At 66.4% G+C, this 15,545-nt stretch carries 16 protein-coding genes; 6 read left to right on the top strand and 10 right to left on the bottom strand.

Features of this window, described 5'->3' with window-relative positions; all coding sequences use genetic code 11:
- The 7 genes from ACU0BR_RS03810 to ACU0BR_RS03780 form a co-directional block, all read right to left on the bottom strand.
- Nucleotides 1-845, bottom strand: an 845-nt coding sequence (locus ACU0BR_RS03810) for a ribulose-bisphosphate carboxylase large subunit (RefSeq protein WP_446155519.1), incomplete at its 3' end; no start/stop codon positions are given.
- 33 nt (nucleotides 846-878) lie between these two features.
- Complete coding sequence (gene fba, locus ACU0BR_RS03805) at nucleotides 879-1,958, bottom strand: class II fructose-bisphosphate aldolase (protein ID WP_446155514.1); 1,080 nt, start codon at nucleotides 1,956-1,958, stop codon at nucleotides 879-881.
- Between the two features lie 11 nt (nucleotides 1,959-1,969).
- Nucleotides 1,970-3,193 (bottom strand): phosphoglycerate kinase, encoded by a 1,224-nt coding sequence (locus ACU0BR_RS03800; protein ID WP_446155513.1) that lies wholly within the window; start codon nucleotides 3,191-3,193, stop codon nucleotides 1,970-1,972.
- Nucleotides 3,190-4,194: a type I glyceraldehyde-3-phosphate dehydrogenase gene (gene gap / locus ACU0BR_RS03795; RefSeq protein ID WP_446155512.1), complete on the bottom strand. Its 1,005-nt coding sequence runs from the start codon at nucleotides 4,192-4,194 to the stop codon at nucleotides 3,190-3,192. The genes ACU0BR_RS03800 and gap overlap by 4 nt, the downstream gene beginning before the upstream one ends.
- 13 nt (nucleotides 4,195-4,207) lie before the next feature.
- Complete coding sequence (tkt, locus tag ACU0BR_RS03790; RefSeq protein ID WP_446155511.1) at nucleotides 4,208-6,199, bottom strand: transketolase; 1,992 nt, start codon at nucleotides 6,197-6,199, stop codon at nucleotides 4,208-4,210.
- Between the two features lie 12 nt (nucleotides 6,200-6,211).
- Complete coding sequence (locus ACU0BR_RS03785) at nucleotides 6,212-7,084, bottom strand: phosphoribulokinase (protein WP_446155510.1); 873 nt, start codon at nucleotides 7,082-7,084, stop codon at nucleotides 6,212-6,214.
- Nucleotides 7,081-8,103, bottom strand: coding sequence for a class 1 fructose-bisphosphatase (locus tag ACU0BR_RS03780; protein ID WP_446155509.1), 1,023 nt, complete (start codon nucleotides 8,101-8,103; stop codon nucleotides 7,081-7,083). The genes ACU0BR_RS03785 and ACU0BR_RS03780 overlap by 4 nt, the downstream gene beginning before the upstream one ends.
- Before the next feature lie 103 nt (nucleotides 8,104-8,206).
- Here ACU0BR_RS03780 and cbbR point away from each other — a divergent pair, with 103 nt between their 5' ends.
- Nucleotides 8,207-9,238, top strand: coding sequence for a LysR family regulator CbbR (gene cbbR, locus ACU0BR_RS03775; RefSeq protein WP_446155508.1), 1,032 nt, complete (start codon nucleotides 8,207-8,209; stop codon nucleotides 9,236-9,238).
- Between the two features lie 129 nt (nucleotides 9,239-9,367).
- Here the strand turns inward: cbbR and ACU0BR_RS03770 are convergent, their stop codons facing one another.
- The gene (locus tag ACU0BR_RS03770) at nucleotides 9,368-10,534 is read right to left on the bottom strand and encodes an acetyl-CoA C-acyltransferase (RefSeq protein ID WP_446155507.1); all 1,167 of its coding nucleotides are present in this window, start codon (nucleotides 10,532-10,534) and stop codon (nucleotides 9,368-9,370) included.
- A gap of 164 nt (nucleotides 10,535-10,698) precedes the next feature.
- Here ACU0BR_RS03770 and aroQ point away from each other — a divergent pair, with 164 nt between their 5' ends.
- The gene (gene aroQ / locus ACU0BR_RS03765) at nucleotides 10,699-11,148 is read left to right on the top strand and encodes a type II 3-dehydroquinate dehydratase (protein ID WP_446155506.1); all 450 of its coding nucleotides are present in this window, start codon (nucleotides 10,699-10,701) and stop codon (nucleotides 11,146-11,148) included.
- A gap of 109 nt (nucleotides 11,149-11,257) precedes the next feature.
- A complete protein-coding gene (locus ACU0BR_RS03760; protein WP_446155505.1) occupies nucleotides 11,258-11,830 on the top strand; it encodes a sigma-70 family RNA polymerase sigma factor in 573 nt (190 codons plus the stop codon).
- Between the two features lie 4 nt (nucleotides 11,831-11,834).
- On the opposite strand, the gene ACU0BR_RS03755 is transcribed toward ACU0BR_RS03760, so the two are convergent.
- The gene (locus tag ACU0BR_RS03755) at nucleotides 11,835-11,993 is read right to left on the bottom strand and encodes a hypothetical protein (protein WP_446155504.1); all 159 of its coding nucleotides are present in this window, start codon (nucleotides 11,991-11,993) and stop codon (nucleotides 11,835-11,837) included.
- A gap of 555 nt (nucleotides 11,994-12,548) precedes the next feature.
- Between ACU0BR_RS03755 and ACU0BR_RS03750 the strand changes: the two genes are divergently transcribed.
- Genes ACU0BR_RS03750 through ACU0BR_RS03740 form a run of 3 tightly spaced genes read left to right on the top strand, consistent with a single transcriptional unit; the run spans nucleotide 12,549 to nucleotide 15,165 of the window.
- Nucleotides 12,549-13,187 (top strand): SRPBCC family protein, encoded by a 639-nt coding sequence (locus tag ACU0BR_RS03750; protein ID WP_446155503.1) that lies wholly within the window; start codon nucleotides 12,549-12,551, stop codon nucleotides 13,185-13,187.
- 10 nt (nucleotides 13,188-13,197) lie between these two features.
- Complete coding sequence (locus ACU0BR_RS03745) at nucleotides 13,198-14,373, top strand: zinc-dependent alcohol dehydrogenase (RefSeq protein WP_446155502.1); 1,176 nt, start codon at nucleotides 13,198-13,200, stop codon at nucleotides 14,371-14,373.
- Between the two features lie 9 nt (nucleotides 14,374-14,382).
- A complete protein-coding gene (locus tag ACU0BR_RS03740) occupies nucleotides 14,383-15,165 on the top strand; it encodes an SDR family NAD(P)-dependent oxidoreductase (RefSeq protein WP_446155501.1) in 783 nt (260 codons plus the stop codon).
- Between the two features lie 106 nt (nucleotides 15,166-15,271).
- Here ACU0BR_RS03740 and ACU0BR_RS03735 read toward each other — a convergent pair whose 3' ends face one another.
- Nucleotides 15,272-15,544, bottom strand: coding sequence for a hypothetical protein (locus tag ACU0BR_RS03735; protein ID WP_446155500.1), 273 nt, complete (start codon nucleotides 15,542-15,544; stop codon nucleotides 15,272-15,274).
- Nucleotide 15,545: the final 1 nt, after the last annotated feature.

Raw genomic sequence — 15,545 nt, 5'->3', positions numbered from 1 at the left:
TTGCTGATCGACTGGATCGCGGTGTAGCCGATGATCAGGTCGACCATCACGATGACCGAACCGAGCTGCTTGGCGAATTCGGCGCGGGCGTACATCTCCTCCATCGTGCCGGCGGTGATGTTGAGGTAGTGGCCCTTGACCTCGCCGCTTTCGGCGGAGGCCTTGTTGACCGCCTCCATGCAGTAGAGGAACCGGTCGCGCCAGTGCATGAAGGGCTGCGAGTTGATGTTCTCGTCGTCCTTCATGAAATCGAGCCCGCCCTTCAGGCCTTCATAGACCACGCGGCCATAGTTCTTGCCCGACAGGCCGAGCTTCGGCTTGGTCGTGGCGCCCAGCAGGGGCTTGCCGAACTTGTCCAGCCGCTCGCGCTCGGCCACCAGGCCGGTGGGCGGGCCCGCGAAGGTCTTGCAATAGGCGACGGGGAAACGCATGTCCTCCAGCCGGGCGGCCAGCAGCGGCTTGAAGCTGAAGACATTGCCGATGATCGAGGCCGTCAGGTTCGCGATGGAGCCTTCTTCGAACAGGATCAGGTCGTAGGCCACATAGCAGAAATACTGCCCCGGGTTGTTGGGCACCTGTTCGACCTTGTAGGCCTTGGCGCGGTACTGATCGCAGGCGGTCAGCCGGTCGGTCCAGACGACGGTCCAGGTGGCGGTCGAGGATTCGCCCGCCACCGCGGCGGCGGCCTCGATCGGGTCGACGCCCTGCTGGGGGGTGATGCGGAAGAGCGCCAGAACGTCGGTATCCTTGGGCTGGTAATCCCCGTCCCAATAGCCCATCTGCGCGTATTTCAGAACGCCGGCCTTGTAGCGTTCCTTGCCTTTCAGTTCCTTGGGGTTGCTCATCTCGTTCATGGCGGTGCTCCTGTTGGGTTTGGCTTAAGCGGCCTTGTTGGCGGTGATTTTCGGATCGAGCGCGCCCGCCGCATAGCGGGCGGCCATCTCATCCATCCCGACGACCTTGATCGCGGCGGCATGGCCTGCCGTGCCGAACCGCTCGAAGCGGTCGCGACACAGGGTTTCCAGTTCCTTCATCGCGGGGATCAGGAACTTGCGGGGGTCGAATTCGTCGGGCTTTTCCTGTGCCAGCCTGCGGAACTGGCCGGTCATCGCCATGCGGCAGTCGGTGTCGATGTTGACCTTGCGCACGCCCATCGCGATGCCCTTTTCGATCTCCTCGACGGGCACGCCCCAGGTCTGGGGCATCTCGCCGCCGGAGGCGTTGATGAGATCCTGCAAATGCTGCGGCACCGAGCTTGAGCCGTGCATCACCAGATGCGTGTCCGGCAGCTTGTCGTGGATCGCGGCGATGGTGCCCATCGCCAGGATCTCGCCGTCGGGCTTGCGGGTGAACTTATAGGCGCCGTGGCTGGTGCCGCAGGCGATGGCCAGCGCGTCGCAGCGCGTGCGCATCACGAAATCCACCGCCTGATCGGGGTCGGTCAACAGCTGATCCTGGCTCAGCTTGCCCTCGGCGCCCGATCCGTCCTCGGCGGCGGCCTCGCCGGTTTCCAGGCTGCCCAGGATGCCCAGCTCGCCCTCGACGCTGGCGCCCACGGCATGGGCCGCGACGGTCACGCGCCGGGTGATGTCGACGTTGTAGTCATAAGAGGCGGGCGTCTTCATGTCCTCCTCCAGGCTGCCGTCCATCATCACGCTGGTGAACCCGTGGCGGATCGCGGAATAACAGGTCGCCTCGTTGTTGCCGTGATCCTGATGCAGGCAGATCGGCACCGCGGGGTACATTTCCGCCAGCGCCTGCACCATGTGGCGCAGCATGATGTCGCCGGCATAGGACCGCGCGCCCCGGCTGGCCTGCAGGATCACCGGCGCGTCGACCGCGGCGGCGGCCTGCACGATCGCCAGCCCCTGTTCCATGTTGTTGATGTTGAACGCGGGCACGCCGTAGCCATGTTCGGCCGCGTGATCGAGCAGTTGTCTCAGGGTGATGAGCGCCATTATCCGTCTCCTCAGGCCGCTTGGGCCGCGCGTTGCAGCGCGGCGATACCGGGGAGCGTCCTGCCCTCCAGCCATTCCAGGAATGCGCCACCGGCGGTGGACACATAGCTAAAGTCATCCGCGACCCCGGCCGCGTTCAGCGCCGCCACCGTATCGCCGCCGCCCGCCACGCTGACCGCGCGGCCCGCGCGCGTCAGGGCGGCGGCTTCCCGCGCCAGGGCCACCGTCGCCGCATCGAAAGGCGGCAGCTCGAACGCGCCGAGCGGGCCGTTCCACAGGATCGTGCGGGCGTTCGACAGCTCCTGGGTAAAGGCGGCCACCGCCTCGGGGCCCGCATCCAGGATCATCGCGTCGTCGGGGCAGGCGTCCGCCGGGCGGACCACATGCGCGGCGCCTTCGGCAAAGGCCCGGGCGCAGACCACATCGCGCGGCAGCAGGATGCGGCAACCCGATTGTTCGGCCAGCGCGCGGACGTCGCGCACGGTGTCGACCTGATCGGCCTCATGCAGCGACCGGCCCATCGCGCAGCCTTGGGCATAGAGAAAGGTGTTGGCCATGCCGCCGCCCACGATCACCGCATCGAGCTTGCCCACCAGATTGCGCAGCACCGGGATCTTGGTCGAGATCTTGGCCCCGCCCACGATGGCCACGGCAGGGCGGGCGGGGTTTTCCAGCGCGCGCGACAGGGCCTGCATTTCCTCGATCATCAGCGGGCCCGCATAGGCGGGCAGCCGTTCCGCGATCGCGGCGGTCGAGGCATGGGCCCGGTGCGCGCAGGAAAACGCGTCGTTCACATAGATGTCGCCCAGCGCCGCCAATTCCTGCGCCAGGCGCGGGTCGTTGCGTTCCTCGCCCGCGTTGAAGCGCAGGTTCTCGCACAGCAGCACCTCGCCGTCCTTCAGCCCGCCCGCCAGGATCGCGGCGGAGGGGCCGGTGCAGACGTCCGAGAACCGGACCGGCGCGCCCAGCGCCTCGGACAGGGCAGGGCGCAGCTTGTCGACCGACAGGGTCGGGTTCATCTCGCCCTCGGGGCGGCCCATATGGGTCAGGATCACCAGCCGCGCGCCCTGCGCCAGCAGCGGGCGCATGCCGCGGGCGAACCGCGCGATCCGGGTGGCATCGCCAATGCGCCCGTCGCGGACCGGCACGTTCAGATCGGCGCGCACCACCAGCCGCTTGCCCCGCACGTCGATATCGGTGATCGCGGCGATGTCCGTGAGATCGGTGCCGGTCATCGGATCAGCCTCCCCATCGCGACGGCGGTATCGGCCATGCGGTTGGAGAACCCCCATTCGTTGTCGTACCAGGTCAGGATGCGGCACAGCGTGCCGTCCATCACCTTGGTCTGATCGGCGTGAAAGATCGACGAATGCGGGTCGTGGTTGAAATCGCTGCTGACCAGCGCCTCTTCGGTATAGCCCAGAATGCCCTTCATCGGACCCTCGGCGGCCTTGCGGATGGCGGCGTTGATTTCCGCGACAGAGGTGTCGCGGCTGGCCTCGAAGGTGAAATCCACGACCGAGACATTGGGCGTCGGCACCCGGATCGCCACGCCGTCCAGCCTGCCTGCAAGCTGGGGCAGCACCAGGCCCACGGCCTTGGCCGCGCCGGTCGAGGTGGGGATCATCGACAGCCCGGCGGCCCGCGCGCGGTAAAGATCGCCGTGCATCGTGTCCAGCGTCGGCTGGTCGCCGGTGTAGCTGTGGATCGTGGTCATGAAGCCGCGCTTGATGCCGATGGCATCGTCCAGCACCTTGGCCACCGGCGACAGGCAGTTCGTCGTGCAGGAGGCGTTCGAGACGACGTGATCGTCGGCGGTCAGGCTGCGCTCGTTCACGCCGCAGACGATGGTCTTGTCGGCGTCCTTGCCCGGCGCGGATATCAGCACCCGCGCGGCGCCGGTGCCCAGATGCGCCTGACAGGCGTCCTTGCAGGTAAAGATCCCGGTGCATTCCAGAACCACATCGACATCGCCCCAGGGCAGATCGGCGGGGTTGCGGATGGCGGTGACGCGCATCGGTCCGCAGCCTGCGTCGATGGTGTCGCCCGTGGTGCGGACCTCGCCCGGAAAGCGCCCGTGCACGCTGTCGTAGCGCAGCAGATGGGCGTTGGTTTCCACCGGGCCCAGATCGTTGATCGCGATCACCTCGATGTCGGTGCGGCCCGCCTCGATGATGGCGCGCAGCACGTTGCGCCCGATACGGCCAAATCCGTTGATGGCTACTTTCACGGTCATGAAATTCTGTTCCTTACTTCACAAGGTCGCGGGCGGTCTCGGCGACCGCCTCCGCGGTGATGCCGAAATGCCGGTAGAGGTCGTCGATGGGGGCCGAGGCGCCGAAACCCGTCATGCCGACAAAGCCGTCGAGCGGGCCGAGGAAGGCATCCCAGCCCTGGCGGATCGCGGCCTCGACGCCCACGCGGGGGGCGGTGCCCAGCACCTCGGCGCGATAGGCGGCGCCCTGGCTTGCGAAAAGTTCAAAGCACGGCGCCGAGACGACGGCCGCCCGGATGCCCGACGCCTTGAGCAGGGCGGCGGCCTCTGCCGCCAGGGCGACCTCGGATCCGGTGGCGATCAGCGTGACGTCGCGCGCCCCTTCGGGCTCTTGCAGAACATAGGCCCCGCGCGCGCTTTGGTTTTCGTCGCGATGCGTGGTGCGCAGCACCGGCAGGTTCTGGCGCGACAGGCACAGCAGCGAGGGCGTGCGCCGCGCGGTGGCGGCAATTTCCCAGGCCTCGGCGGTTTCGACCGCGTCGCAGGGGCGAAACACGTTCAGATTGGGAATGGCGCGCAGCGCGGCCTTGGTTTCCACCGGCTGATGGGTGGGGCCGTCCTCGCCCAGCCCGATGCTGTCGTGGGTCATCACATAGGTGACGGGCAGACCCATCAGCGCCGACAGGCGGATCGCCGGGCGGCAATAGTCCGAGAACACCAGAAAGGTGCCGCCATAGGGCACGAAGCCGCCATGCAGCGCGATGCCGTTCATCACCGCAGCCATGCCATGTTCGCGGATGCCGTAATGGATGTAGTCGCCGCTGTAATCGTCGCGGCTGACCGCGCGCATGTCGCCGGTGCGGGTGTTGTTCGACCCGGTCAGATCGGCCGAGCCGCCGATGGTGTTGGGCAGGGTGGCATTGACCACCCCCAGCGCCATTTCCGACGCCTTGCGCGTGGCGACACTGGGCGCGTCCTGCGACAGGCTGCGGCGATATTCGGTCATCGCCGCGCCCAGCTTTGCGGGGTCGGCAAAGGCAAGCGAGGCGCGGAAATCCGCAGCCGCAGGGGCCGCGTCCAGCCGGGCGCGCCAGGCGGTCGCTTCGGCGGCGCCGCGGTCCGCGACGGCGTGCCAGGCGTCATAGACATCCCGGGGGATCTCGAACGGGGCGGCGTCCCAGCCCATCTGCGCGCGGGCGGCGGCGATTTCGGCATCGCCCAGCGGCGCGCCGTGGGTGGCGGCGGTGCCCTGCTTGTTGGGCGCGCCCTTGCCGATCAGCGTGCGGCACGCGATCATCGAGGGGCGCGGATCGGCCTGCGCGGCCCGGATGGCGGCGGCGATGGCGTCGCGGTCGTGCCCGTCGATGGCCTGCACATGCCAGCCCGCCGCCGCGAACCGCTGCGCCTGATCCATCGAGGTCGACAGATCGGTGGCCCCGTCGATGGTGATGCGGTTGTCGTCCCAGAACAGCGTCAGCCGCCCCAGCCGCAGATGCCCCGCCAGGTCGATCGCCTCATGGCTGATGCCTTCCATCAGGCAGCCGTCGCCCGCGATCGCATAGGTGCGATGGTCGACCAGCTCGTCGCCGAAGCGCGCGTTGTGCATCCGCTCGGCCAGCGCCATGCCGACCGCATTGGTGATGCCCTGGCCCAGCGGGCCTGTGGTGGTCTCGATCCCCCTGGCGTGGCCGTATTCGGGATGGCCCGCGGTGCGCGCGCCGTGCTGACGGAAATTCCGCAGCTGGTCCATGCCCATGTCGTCGTAGCCCAGCAGGTGGTTGATCGCATAGACGAGCATCGACCCGTGCCCCGCCGACATCACGAAACGGTCGCGGTCGGGCCAGGTGTCATTGGCCGGATCGATCCGGACAAAGCGGTTGAACAGCACCGCCGCCACATCGGCCATGCCCATCGGCGCGCCGGGGTGGCCGGAATTCGCCGCCTGCACCGCATCCATGGTCAAAACGCGGATGGCGCTGGCCATGCGGGCCTCGCTGGTAATGGAGATATCGGTATGCCGGTTCATCGCGAAGCCTCCTCAGGCGCGTTTGGATTCGTGGACCAGCCGCTGGACCATCGGGGTGAAAATCAGCTGCATCGCCAGATCCATGCGCCCGCCGGGGATCACGATGGAATTGGCGCGGCTCATCCAGCTGCCGCCGATCATCGCGGTGAGATAGGGAAAATCGATGCCCTTGGGGTCGCGGAACCGGATCACCACCAGGCTTTCGTCGGCGGTGGGGATCCAGCGCGCGACGAACGGGTCGGAGGTGTCGACGACGGGCACGCGTTGGAAATTCACATCCGTCTGCACGAATTGCGGACATATGCAGTGTACATAGGCGTGCATGCGCCGCAGGATCGTGTCGGTCACGGCCTCGGTGGAATAGCCGCGCATCGCCTTGTCGCGGTGGATCTTCTGGATCCATTCGAGGTTTATCACCGGCACGACCCCGATCTTCAGATCCGCCAGCCGCGCCAGGTCGACCTCATCGTTGACCACGGCGCCGTGCAGACCTTCGTAGAACAGCAGGTCGCTGTCGGTCTCGAAAGGCGCCCAGTCGCTGAAGGTGCCGGGCTCCGCGTTCCATTTCGCGGCCTCCTCGGCATCGTGCACGTAGTGGCGCGTGCGCCCCTCGCCGGTCTCGCCGTAGGTGCGGAAGATCTCCTCCAGTTTGTCGAGGATATTGGCGTCGTAACTGAAATGGCTGAAGGTCGCGTCGCCCTTTTCCAGCCGGTCCTGCAATTCGGCCTTCATCGCGGCGCGGTCATAGCGGTGAAAGGCGTCGCCCTCGATCGCCACCGCCTTGAACCCTTCGCGGCGGAAAATCTGGTCGAAGGTGGATTTGACCGTCGTGGTCCCCGCGCCGGACGATCCGGTTACGGAAATGATGGGATGTCGCTTGCTCATGCGTATGGCTCCTGAATCCGAAACAGCCCGCGCAGGCCGAACAGCGCCGAGACCTCCTGCTCGGGCAGGTCGTGATAGGCGACCACCCGTTGCACCTTGCCGGTCGAACCGAACACGAAGGGCGTGCGCCCGTGCAGGCTGTCGGCGGTCTTTTCCAGGATCCGGTCCGAGCTGTCCGTCGCGAGACCGCCCGCCTGCTCGACCAGAAAGGCGATGGGCGCGCATTCGTAGATCATCCGCAGCCGTCCGCGGCCGTAGCCGTCGCGGCTGTCGGCGGGGTAGAGGAAGATGCCGCCGCGCGTCAGGATGCGGTGCGTTTCCGCGACCAGCGAGGCGACCCAGCGCATGTTGAAATTCTTGTTGCGCGGCCCCTCGGCGCCCGCGAGGCAGTCGTCGATATAGGCGCGCACGGGCTTGGCCCAGTGCCGGTAGTTCGATGCGTTGATCGCGAACTCGCTGGAGTCCTCGGGCAATCTCATCGCCGGATCGGTCAGCACGAAGGCCCCGACCTGCGGGTCGAGCGTGTATTGCCGGGTGCCGTCGCCGAAGGTCACGACCAGGCAGGTCTGCGGGCCGTAGATCACATATCCCGCCGCGATCTGGTCATGCGCGGGGCGCAGAAAACTGGTCTGCGCATCGTCGGTCGCCGCAAATACCGAGAATATCGTGCCGATCGAGACGTTGACGTCGATGTTCGAGGAGCCATCCAGCGGGTCGATCGCCAGCGCCAGCCCGCCATGCGGGTCGAGCTCGACGACGGTGTCCTGCTCCTCGGAGGCGTACCAGCGCACGCCGAGCGTCTCCACCGTCTTAATCAGCCGCTCGTCCGCGATCACGTCGAGCGCCTTCTGCCCGTCGCCGCCGCTGTTTGTGCCGACGGCCGCGCCCAGTTGCTGCCCGGCGGTGCCGCGGGCGATCAGGCGGGCCAGCGATGCCGTTTCGCGGCAAAGCCCTTCGATCAGCGGGAAAAGCGCGGCCGGGATTCCGGTGGCGTCGATGATGGGGTTCTGCATGTGCATAATATCCGATCCCTGCGAAGCTGTGATGCGCAACAATCGAAGCATTCAACAATCTGAATGTTTGTGATATTTAAAAAGCAGAACCGGGGAGTAAGAATTTGTTATGCCGATACAGGATGCCATCACTTTCAAGCAGTTACGTGCGCTTACAGCGGTCGCAAATCATGGTTCGATCACCGCTGCGGCAGCCCAGCTGGGGCTGACCGCACCTGCCGTGCACACCCAGCTGCGCGGGCTGGAGGACAATTTCCAGTGCCAGCTGCTGGAACGTCTGGTGGGCGGCGGAGCGCGGCTGACGCCCGAAGGGGCGGAGCTTTTCGAGGCTTTCGCCGGGATAAACGCGCGGCTTGCCACCTCGATCGATCGGGTGCGCGCCTTGCAGGGCGGCAAGAACGGCGTCGTGGTGCTGGGGGTGGTCAGCACCGGCAAGTATTTCGCGCCGGGGCTGGTGGCGTCGATTCGCAGGACCATGCCCGAGATCGAGATCCTGCTGCGCGTGGGCAACCGCGAGACCATTATCGAGGCGCTTCAGCATTCCACCATCGATCTGGCCATCATGGGGCGGCCGCCGCGCAGCCCGCAGGTGGTGCCGCATGTCCTCGGACAGCATCCGCATGTGCTGATCGCGGCCGCCGATCATCCCTTGGCAAAGCGCACGCAGATCGGCGCCCGCGAGATCCTGGCCGAGACCTTCCTGGCGCGTGAGGAAGGGTCGGGAACCCGGATCATGATGATGCGCTATCTCGACCGCATCGGCGAAGGGGCGCCCTATCGCTATACCGAGATGGGCACGAACGAGACGATCAAGCAGGCGGTTCTCGCCGGTCTGGGCGTGGCGCTGATTTCCCAGCATACCGTGGCGGAGGAACTGAAATCGGGCCGTCTGGTCGCCCTTCCGGGCGAGGGGCTGCCGATCGAGCGCAAGTGGTATCTGCTGCATCGCACGGATCTGAACCTGACGCCGGTGCGCGCCAATGTGGTCCGTCGCATTCTCGAATTCGACGGCTCTTTCCTGCCGAGCGTGACGACGGGCCGGACACAAGAGCAGATCACGCCGGGGGTTTGGGACGCACCCAGGGGCAGCCGCGGCGTACGACCCGCCATCCGGCGCGAAACAGTGCGCGCCGGCGGCTAGGTCACGGGATCAGAGGGCGAGCCCAGCTCACGGGGCCAGAACTTGGGGCCGGAACTTGGCGCCAGAACTTGGGGCCGAATGTTGACGGCCGGACCGTGGAAGCCGGATCGCGGGGCGAGATCTTGGCGGCTAGATCATTTCCACCGCCACGGCGGTGGCCTCTCCGCCGCCGATGCACAGCGATGCGATGCCGCGCTTGAGCCCGCGGGCTCGCAGGGCGGATACCAGCGTCACCAATATGCGTGCGCCTGAACAGCCGATGGGATGGCCCAGCGCGCAGGCGCCGCCGTTCACGTTCATCCGGTCGCGGGAAATGTCGAGATCGCGCATCGCCGCCATGGCGACGACGGCGAAGGCCTCGTTGACCTCGAACAGATCGACATCCGCCACGCGCCAATCCAGCCGGTCCAGCAGCTTGCGCATCGCATGGATCGGGGCGGTGGTGAACCAGGCGGGGGTCTGGGCGTGGGTCGCATGGCCCGTGATGCGCGCCAGAGGGGTCATGCCCGCAGCCTCCGCCTGCGATCGGCGGGCAATCACCAGCGCCGCCGCGCCGTCGGATATCGACGACGATGTTGCGGCGGTGACCGTGCCGCCCTGCCGGAACGCGGGGCGCAGCAGCGGGATCTTCTCGGGGCGCACGCGGCCCGGTTGCTCATCGTCGCGCACCGGGTCGAGCGCCACGATCTCCGCCGCGAATGCCCCGGTGTCGATCGCGCGGGACGCGCGCGCCAGCGATTCCAGCGCATAGGCATCCTGTGTCTCGCGGCTGAACCCATAGTGTTCGGCGCAATCTTCGGCGAAGGTGCCCATGGACCGGCCCTTGTCATAGGCATCTTCCAGCCCGTCCAGAAACATGTGGTCCTTGATCGTGCCATGGCCCATCCGGTAGCCGCCGCGCGCCTTTTCCAGAAGATAGGGCGCGTTCGACATGCTCTCCATGCCGCCGGCCACCACGGTGGCGGCGCTGTCGGCGCGGATCATGTCATGCGCCAGCATCACCGCTTTCATCCCCGATCCGCAGACCTTGTTGAGCGTGGCACAGGGCACCTGGGGGGGTAATCCCGCCGCCATCGCGGCCTGACGTGCCGGGGCCTGTCCCAGGCCGGCAGGCAGCACGCACCCTATGATGAGCTCATCGACCTGCTCGACCGGCGCGCCCGCGCGCGCCAGCGCGGCCTTGATCGCCGCCGCGCCCAGCCCGGTCGCTCTGTGGCCCGACAGGCCGCCCTGGAACGCGCCCATCGGGGTGCGGGCAAGGCCTGTTATGACGATCTGATCGTGTGCAGCGGGCATGGTGTCCTCCGGGTGGTGACGCATGACAGGCGGGTGCGCGACGCAGTGTCCCACGCACACGCCCCGGAGGAAAGCCCGTCAAATCGCGCGATGCAGCGCCGCGGGCGGTTGTGTTCCGCGCCCCGCCGCGCAAACTGTCGCGCGAAACAGACGGAAACAGCGACATGCAAAAGACGATCTACATCCTGAACGGCCCCAACCTGAACCTTCTGGGCAAACGCCAGCCCGATATCTACGGCCACGAAAGCCTGGATGACGTGCGCAGCCAATGCGAGGCGGTGGCGCGCGCAGCGGATTTCGAGATCCGGCTGCTGCAATCGAACTGGGAAGGCCAGATCGTCGACTGGATCCATGAGGCGCGGGACCGGGCTGCGGGCATCGTCATCAACCCGGCGGCACTCAGCCATACCTCCGTCGCGGTTCTCGACGCGCTGAACGCCTTCGAGGGTCCGGTGCTGGAGGTCCATATCACCAATATTCACAAGCGCGAAAGCTTTCGCCATCATTCCTATGTCAGCCGACGCGCCGAGGGCGTCATCGCGGGATTCGGCGTCGAAGGCTATGCGCTGGCCGTCCGCCGCATGACCACGCTGCTGGGACAGGCGCACGCCTGACCGATTTCGCGCGGCGCGCGCGCGGGCGGCAGAATTCCTGCGGCAGAATTCATGGAACGCAGACCGCCGGGGGGCGTTGTGTCGCTGGACAAGCGGGAGGGAGCGCCAGATGGCAGTCGAAGAAGATATCGTTGAGCTCATTCCTTCGTTGCGTGCCTATGGCTGGTTTCTGACACGGCGTCACGAGGACGTGGACGATCTGGTGCAGGACACGCTTGTGAAGGCTATTTCCAAAATCGACAGCTTCCATACCGGGACTAACCTGCGCGCCTGGATGGTGACGATCATGCGCAACACCTTTCTCAACGGCATCGCCCGGTCCAGCCGTTCCCGCACGGGGGCGGAGGATTGCGTGTCCACGACGCTCTCGACCCCGGCCACGCAGGAATGGACGGTGCGCGGGGGCGAGTTGATGCGCGCGGTGGAACGGCTTCCGCTGCATTATCGGGAGATGCTGGTACTGGTGGTGATCCTGGGCGAAACCTACGACTCTGCGGCGCAGATCCTGGGTGTGCAGATGGGCACGGTCAAAAGCCGGGTGCATCGGGCCCGCACCATGGTGATGGAGGATTTGCAGGCGCGTGCGCCGAATGATCCGCTGGGCGAGGCGCCGCCGGACCAAGGCGCGGCCGGTAAAAACGCGGCCGGTAAAAACAATGCGGTCGGCGTCGCGGTGTCCTGACGTGCTAGTTCGGCTTTTCGCGCTGGCGCAGCAGGTCCTGCAAGGTGCGCGCAAGGTCTAGCAGCCGTTCGGGCGTATCCTCGGCGCAAATGTCGTCCAGTTGGCGACACAGCTCCGCGTCGAGCGACGCGGCGGGGAGCGGGGGTTTGCGGCTGTCTTTCATGGGGCGCCTCCTTTGCGGACTTTTTGGACCGTGTCATTTGCCGGATCGCAAGTGACCTGAAGTCCCGGCGCATTGAGAAATGCAAATTAAATATGTGGCCAACGGGGAACAACCCCCGCCGACGTAGATAGCACAAACGTGTTGCAGCGGCGCCGAGGGGCGCGAACCCAAACCGTTCGGGGTCCGTCCGCAGGCGGCACGGGCCGGGGGCGGAACGGACGGCGGATCGGAGCGCGGTTCGGCTCCGGGCGCGGCGCGGCGGCGGTCGCCCGGCCTCAGCCGTGCGGCGCGTCGCGCGTTCGCGCTGTGACGATGTTCGATCCGGTCATCTGTGATCTCCTCCTGTGTGCGTATGCCGGTGATTGGACGACTGAACAGGCGCTGAGCGAAGAATGTTCCGGCCCATCGAATGGAGGTGCGCGAATAGGTGCTGCGGCGCATCGCGGCGAGAACCCGCCAAGGCCCGCTCAATCCCCGAAAAGCGTGCAGATCCTGCGGAACATTCCCCTCCTGCGGCTTGTTTCGGGCCCATACGCAGATGACGGAGGTGCATCCATGACGAATTCCGATATCCGACGTCACGAGGGGCGTGATCTGATGCTGGCGCTGGCGCTCGGGGTGCTGGGCGCCGGGGCGGTGGCCGTCTGGCGGCGGTCGCACGATCAGGGCCTGCCCGGGCGGCGCGACAGTGCGCCGGGGCGGACCAGCCGCCAAAGGTGGTACGGCGATTACGCCGTGTCGGGGCGCAGCGTGACGATCAACCGTCCGCGCGCCGAGGTCTATGCCTTCTGGCGCGATTTCGCCAATCTCGAGCGGTTTATGTCGAATGTCGAGGATCTGCGGATCGAGGGCGACGTGACGCGCTGGCGCATCGCCGCGCCGGGCGGGCGCCAGGTCGAGGTGCGCTCGCGCATCGTGTCGGACCGCGAAAACGAGGAGATCGCCTGGCGCTCGATCGAGGGTTCGGACATCGACACCGAAGGCAAGGTGATGTTCCGCGACGCGCCCGCGGGGCGCGGCACGGTCGTAGAGGCGACGGTGGCTTACGTGCCCCCCGCGGGCGAACTGGGCCGCCTGATCGCCAAGCTCTTTCAACGGGAGCCGAGGGTTCAGGGGCGCAGGGAGCTCAAGCGTCTGAAAATGCTTTTGGAAACCGGCGAGGTCGCGACTTCGCATAACCGCAAGCAAGCTTAAGGAGACACATATGCGAGCGCTGAGCTACCACGGCAGGCACGACGTTCGGGTCGATACCGTACCCGATCCCGAAATCGTCAATCCGCGCGATGCGGTGATCGAGGTGACGAGTACGGCGATCTGCGGCTCCGACCTGCATCTTTACGACGGGGTGATCCCGGGCGTGATGAGCGGCGACATCCTCGGCCATGAATTCATGGGCCGCGTGGTCGAGGTCGGGTCCGACAGCACCCTGAAGAAGGGCCAGCGGGTGGTGGTGCCCTTCACCATTTCCTGCGGCAAGTGCTTTCACTGCATGAAGCAGCAGTATTCGGCCTGTGACAATTCCAACCCCGCCGAAAAGCAGGACCTGACCGAGCCGCTCTACGGCGAGGCGCTGTCGGGTCTTTTCGGCTATTCGCATCTAACCGGCGGCTATCCCGGGGGGCAGGCGGAATATGTGCGGGTTCCCTTTTCGGATATCGGGCCGATCGTGATCCCCGACGGCCCCTCGGATGAGGAAGTGCTGTTTTTGTCGGACATCCTGCCCACGGGCTGGATGGCGGCCGAGAACTGCGACATCGAGCAGGGCGATACCGTCGCCGTCTGGGGCTGCGGCCCGGTCGGGCTCTTCGCGATCCAGAGCGCGCTGCTGATGGGGGCGCATCAGGTGATCGCCATCGATCATTACCCCCACCGGCTGGATCTGGCGCGCAAGCTGGGCGCCAAGGTGATCGACTATCGCCGGACGCGTGTGCTGGAGGCGCTGCGCGAGATGACCGGCGGCATCGGGCCGGATGCTGTGATCGATGCGGTGGGCATGGAAAGCCACGGTTTCGCCCCCGACAACGTGATGGACACGATCAAGCAGAAGGTCGGCGTCGGCGCGGATCGCGGCCATGCGCTGCGCGAGGCGATCATGGCGTGCCGCAAGGGCGGGCGCATCTCGATGCCCGGTGTCTACGGCGGTTTCCTCGACAAGTTCCCGCTGGGGGCCTTCATGGAAAAGGGTCTGCAATGGCGCACCGGCCAGACCCATGTGCAGCGCTATTCGCAGGATCTGCTGCGCCGCATCCAGGAAGGCGAGATCGACACCACCTTCCTGATATCGCATCGGCTGCCGCTGGAAGAGGCACCGCGCGGCTACAGGAACTTTCACGACAACCAGGACGAGTGGACCAAGGTGGTTCTCACGCCCGGCGGATAGGAGAAAACCATGGCATCCGAAAGAAAATGCGCCGTCATCACCGGCGCCTCGACCGGCATCGGGCGCGAGCTGGCGCGCGTCTGCGCGGGCGAGGGGCATGCGCTGATCCTCTGCGCCGATGAGCCGAAGCTGGAAGAGACCGCGGCCGAGCTGCGCCGGACGGGCGCGGAGGTGGAAACCGTCGAGGCCGATCTCGCGACCGAGGAGGGCGTGGACAAGCTGGTGCGATTTCTGGAAGGGCGGCGGATCGACTACTTCATGGCCAATGCGGGCGTCGGGCTGGGTGACGCCTTTCTCGATCAGGATCTGGACCAGATCCGCCGGGTGATCGATCTGAACGTGACGGGCACGACGATGCTACTGCATCGGGTCGGTCGGATGCTGCGCCAGCAGGGCCGGGGGCGGATACTCGTCACCGGGTCGATCGCGGGATTCATTCCGGGCAGCTTTCACGCGATCTACAACGCCTCGAAGGCCTATCTCGACAGCCTGAGCTACGCGATGCGCGAAGAGTTGAAGGACACGCCGGTCAGCGTCACCTGCCTGATGCCGGGGCTGACCGAATCCGAATTCTTCGAACGCGCGCATCTCCAGGATACTCCGATCGGCAAGGATGACGGCAAGGACGATCCCGCCATGGTGGCGCGCAAGGGGTATGAGGCGATGATAAAGGGCCAAAGCGGCGTCGTCACCGGCTTCATGAACAAGGTGCAGGCCACGTTCGCCGGGCTGCTGCCCGACACCGTACTGGCCAAGATGCACCGCAGAATGGCCGAGCCCGAGGATCACTGACGCCGAGAGGATCACAGACGCCCGCGCCCGCGGAGGGCGGCGCCGACGCGCTTCCCGATGGCCCACGGATCGCCCGCGGGCCGGTCGGACATCGGCGCCGCTTCGCTCAGGCGGCGTCGTCGCGCTTCACCAGCTTGTTGAAACGGCTGGTGTTCCCGTCCTCCAGCTTTTCCTGGTAGAGAAACGCCAGGTTGTTTTCCTCGAAGATGCGAAAGAACACATCCCAGGAGATCTCCTCCAGGTTTTCCTCCGGCGTGCCGAAGTCGATACGCAGCAGCCCGCCGTCACCGGCGCCTGCGACCCGGGCGGGGTGGCCGTCGCGCGCTTCGGCCCAGCGGCGGATCGTGTCGTGGTCGGTCGTGGTGGTGGAGCTGGTCATG

It is taken from the genome of Brevirhabdus sp., assembly GCF_052826345.1.
Note: the sequence above shows the minus strand (reverse complement) of the source record. Positions and strands in the feature narration are given on the sequence as shown.